The sequence below is a fragment of the Gilvimarinus gilvus genome, assembly GCF_030518155.1.
Lineage (GTDB): Bacteria > Pseudomonadota > Gammaproteobacteria > Pseudomonadales > Cellvibrionaceae > Gilvimarinus > Gilvimarinus gilvus.
Genome location: NZ_JAULRU010000302.1, coordinates 1 through 3,978, shown reverse-complemented (window position 1 = coordinate 3,978; position 3,978 = coordinate 1). Strand labels below are relative to the sequence as shown.

The 3,978-nt window shown below is 51.8% G+C and carries 5 protein-coding genes; 2 read left to right on the top strand and 3 right to left on the bottom strand.

Features of this window, described 5'->3' with window-relative positions; all coding sequences use genetic code 11:
* The first annotated feature begins 257 nt into the window (after positions 1-257).
* A complete protein-coding gene (locus QWI17_RS04950; protein ID WP_302721400.1) occupies positions 258-929 on the top strand; it encodes a response regulator transcription factor in 672 nt (223 codons plus the stop codon).
* Positions 926-2,227, top strand: a complete 1,302-nt coding sequence (locus QWI17_RS04945; protein WP_302721399.1) for an ATP-binding protein — start codon at positions 926-928, stop codon at positions 2,225-2,227. Before QWI17_RS04950 ends, QWI17_RS04945 begins: the two co-directional genes overlap by 4 nt.
* A 67-nt stretch (positions 2,228-2,294) precedes the next feature.
* On the opposite strand, the gene QWI17_RS04940 is transcribed toward QWI17_RS04945, so the two are convergent.
* The 3 genes from QWI17_RS04940 to QWI17_RS04930 form a co-directional block, all read right to left on the bottom strand.
* Positions 2,295-2,729: a Spy/CpxP family protein refolding chaperone gene (locus QWI17_RS04940; RefSeq protein WP_302721398.1), complete on the bottom strand. Its 435-nt coding sequence runs from the start codon at positions 2,727-2,729 to the stop codon at positions 2,295-2,297.
* A gap of 77 nt (positions 2,730-2,806) precedes the next feature.
* On the bottom strand, positions 2,807-3,703 hold the full coding sequence (locus QWI17_RS04935) for a transporter substrate-binding domain-containing protein (protein ID WP_302721397.1): 897 nt from the start codon (positions 3,701-3,703) through the stop codon (positions 2,807-2,809).
* On the bottom strand, positions 3,685-3,978 hold a 294-nt coding region (locus QWI17_RS04930), incomplete at its 5' end, for a hypothetical protein (RefSeq protein ID WP_302721396.1). The genes QWI17_RS04935 and QWI17_RS04930, both read right to left, overlap by 19 nt.

Below are 3,978 nucleotides of genomic sequence, written 5' to 3'. Positions count from 1 at the left end.
AAAGCTCTGCAAGCCCCGAAGGGCGCGGCCAAAACGTCCATCCGCTGTGTTGCACCTCTTGCCAAGGACTATGGCCATTGCCTGCGAAGCGCGCCTTGCCGAGTGAACGTTTTGACTCGCGCAGAGACCACTGGAGACTTGATCAGATGCTCCTTAGTCGAAATTTACTCCGGTCGGGCCCCTAAAACTTTTTGGGGCCCGTTCGTAAAATAACGTAAATCGTCTTACTCTGGCTCCGACGCGGCATACAATTAGATATGAGCCGAATATTAATTATCGATGACGATCAGGACTTGTGTGGTATGCTCAGCGAATATTTGAGCGAACACGAGCATCTGGTTACCTGCCAATACACGGGCCGAGAAGGCCTGCAATCTGCCCTGAATGACCCACCAGAACTGATTTTACTCGACGTTATGCTGCCCGAACTGAGCGGTTTTGATGTGCTTAAACAATTGCGCCAACGCTCAAGGGTGCCAGTATTAATGCTAACCGCCCGTGGCGATGAAATCGATCGGGTATTAGGCTTAGAGCTGGGTGCAGATGACTACCTGGCCAAACCGTTTTCGCACAGAGAATTGCTGGCCCGTATTCACGCCATACTGCGCAGGATGGTACCAGAACCCAACTCAGCCGGTGCGCTTGTGCTTAATAGTGCCAATATGCAGGCCCATTATTACGGTGAAGTCGTCGATCTCACCGCGGCTGAATTTCGCGTGTTACATGTGCTGTTTAAATCAGCCGGGGAAATTGTCGAAAAACACATTATTTGTGAACGTGCATTTGGCCGCAAGCTATTGCCGTACGATCGTCACATCGACATTCATGTATCGCATATTCGCAAAAAACTCACCGCGATCAACCCCATTGAGGCCATTAAAACCATTCGGGGCAGTGGCTATCAATTGCTGGTTCATAACCTGTCATGAAACTGAAGGTCGCCGGCTTTGCCGGACGTCTGTTCCTGTGGTTTTGGCTGTCTCTCACGCTACTCATAGTGGGCAATTTTTTCGCAAGCCACTACTTTGACGATAGAGCCCAACTCCGTCAGCCCACCGCCAGAGATGCTGAAAAGCTCGAAATGTACAGCCGCAGTATTAACAGTCGTCAGCCCGCCAACATTCATCAGATTATGCGCAGCCGTATTGGCCACACTCTGATTATTCTTGACCCTAAATCAGGCAACCCGATACGAGATCAAAGACGGCACTGGCGACTTACACCTTTGTTCGATGTCGACCAAGTACATGTAATGAAGCTTGGCCCTGGTATTAAGGTTATCGGCCCATTTACCATCACCACCAAGTCAGGGGATTACCAAGCATTCTGGATGATGCCGCGTACGCACGTTTCGGCCTGGCGACAACTGCTCTACGATTCACCTAAGTGGCGACTGGCAGGCTCCATGTGCTTAGTGCTGATTTTGTCGCTCATATTGGCGCGTTGGTTAAGTCGCCCGGTGCAAGCTTTGACTCAAGCCGCACGTCAGTTGGGAAATGGCCAATTGGATGTGCGCGTCGCACCGGGTAAGGGCGAATTCGGGGAGCTGGCGCACGAGTTTAATAGCATGGCAGACAAATTACAGGCTGCCATGGCAAGCCAGCAACGCTTAGTCGCGGACGTGTCGCATGAACTGCGATCGCCACTGACGAGATTGAAATTGGCAGCGGGAATGCTCTCCGAACAAATGGATAACAGCCACGTTAAGCGCATTGAAAAAGAGTGCAATACGTTGGATCACCTCATCGAGCAAGTACTTACATTGGCACGACTGGAAGGCTCGGTATACAAAGAGCAAAGCACCCGGGTCGACTTGGTCAATTTAATCCAATCGAGCGTCGAAGATTGGCGGTTCCAGTCGGAACGAACCGACATTACCTATTCCGGACCAGCGTTCCTTGAAGCGTATTGCAAACCTCATTTGATGCTGCGTATTTTCGACAACTTACTTGCCAACGCGTGTCGCTATGCCACCAGCGTTCAGCTTTATTTAAAGCAAACGGACAGCGGTTGGCTATTAACCATTGAAGACAATGGGCCCGGCGTAAGCGACGAGCAAATACAACACCTGTTCGAACCCTTTTACCGCGCTGATCCCGCGCGCAGCCATCAGGGCAACTTCGGTTTAGGGCTCGCCATTACGCTTGCGGCGGCCCAGGCTCAGGGCATTCGTATTCGTGCTGGTCATGCGAAAAGTGGCGGCTTACAGCTCGATTTATCGGGCTGATACCACGCAAAAAAGGGCCCGTTAAGGCCCCCTATTTTCACTGCGCAGATTCGCTAACCGAGTAATTTTAACGCTTACCCGAGCCTCCTTTTCCGCGCTTTTGCATTTTGCGTTGAAAAGCATGCAGTTGCTCTTGCTGTGCGTCGCTAAGCACTTGGTTAATATCAAAGCGCAGTTTCATGGTCGCGATCCTGCGCTCATCACCGGCATCCACCAATTCAGCCGCCGCTGCATTGTCGAAGGTCTCGGCGTTCATTAGCGCTTGCATGCTGGCACGATGCTCCTCACGAGCGCGGCTATCGCGCGGATAGACAGCTTCATAATTTTCGGCCAACACACGTATTTGACTCACTTGCTCTTCGCTCAAGGACAGCTTCTCAATTACCCTCTCCTTTAGCAAAAAATGCCCCGCTGCACCCCCGGACCCATGTGGTCCGGCGAAAGCGGCCGCACTAAAAGACAAAACGCCTGCGATTAATAGTTGGGGGATCAATTTACTCATTTTTTCACTCCAGTGTTGTAAACAAGTTCAGTATCAGAATACCGTTTGCTCTGAAAAACACTGTCGCGCTATGTAAACTATTGAAAACTTGGCGGTCGTATATAGGGTTTGAACACGGGTGCATCCAACGCACCTTCGAGTGGCGTATTGGGATGCTCAAGAATGATCAAGTGTTGCCAACTGGCGCGCATGGTTTCAATCAGGTCACCATAGTGTTGCGCAAACAACATATCGAGCTTGCCATTGGCCTGCAATAGATCCATTCCGCGCTGCAAACGCTCGGCCAGTTGCGGGGCATTAGCGCTGACGTAGTAAATCAAAGGATGGGGGTAGTAAACACCTAGCCCAGGTACAACAGACAGTTCATCGGCATACTGGCTGCCCGCCAGCGTTGGAGCGGCCTCCATGACGCCGAGAATAACGGTATCGAATCTTTTGTGTGACAACATGCCGAGCAACAACCGGAAACGTGCACTTTCATCGACCTCAATGCCATTATGACGATAAACTTGGGCGTCAAACCAGCCAGAGCCCTGCCCTACAACGACCTGTTGCAGATCAGACAAACGGGTCATTGCCGCAAATTTGGCCAGATCCTGTTTACGCACAATCAACGACCGGTAGCCGAGCAAACCTTTTAACAGAGGCCGTTCAACGGGGATTAACTGGCCGGTCGTAACGAGTGCGTCGTGCTGATACGCAGACGCATAGACATTAACCCGATCACCCAATGCAATCTCTTGACGACCACGATCACTGCCATAACTTTGAACGTTATGCTGAACGGTGTAAGGTGCATCACTCGCGGCATCCAAAGCCTCTCGCAGCACCTCCAACTCATACTCAACGCGACCTGGTGTGCCGCCCCAGTACCGCACCTCAAGTGTATCCGGGAACGCTTGATAGGGGAAAAACAAGGCGAAAGTCAGATATAACCCCTGCCGAGCAATCCATCTTATGTTATTTTTACCCATGCAGCCTCCGCCATGCGGTTGGGACTAGCAGGCTGTTGAAAAACCCCATGCATGCTCAGCGTAGCCTGAAGCGTGCAGATGTCGCGCCTTGTCTCGATGGACAGGGTGGTTCCCTTTGCTAGAGGCAAGGCGCAGCAGATGTGCGCTTCAGGCCTCGCCCTGCGGGACTTCCAGGCTGGCCCGTACTCGTCGTTGCCACTTTTCGATGGGTGGGCACACACCGTCAAAGTGGCGTCTAGATTACGAACCAGCCTGAGAGTCTGAGTACGTAAGGG

Excerpts from the sequence above, each read along its gene's own strand:
- QWI17_RS04950 (WP_302721400.1), top strand. The coding sequence starts at position 258 with ATGAGCCGAATATTAATTATCGATGACGATCAGGACTTGTGTGGTATG.
- QWI17_RS04945 (WP_302721399.1), top strand. The coding sequence starts at position 926 with ATGAAACTGAAGGTCGCCGGCTTTGCCGGACGTCTGTTCCTGTGGTTT.
- QWI17_RS04940 (WP_302721398.1), bottom strand. The coding sequence starts at position 2,729 with ATGAGTAAATTGATCCCCCAACTATTAATCGCAGGCGTTTTGTCTTTT.
- QWI17_RS04935 (WP_302721397.1), bottom strand. The coding sequence starts at position 3,703 with ATGGGTAAAAATAACATAAGATGGATTGCTCGGCAGGGGTTATATCTG.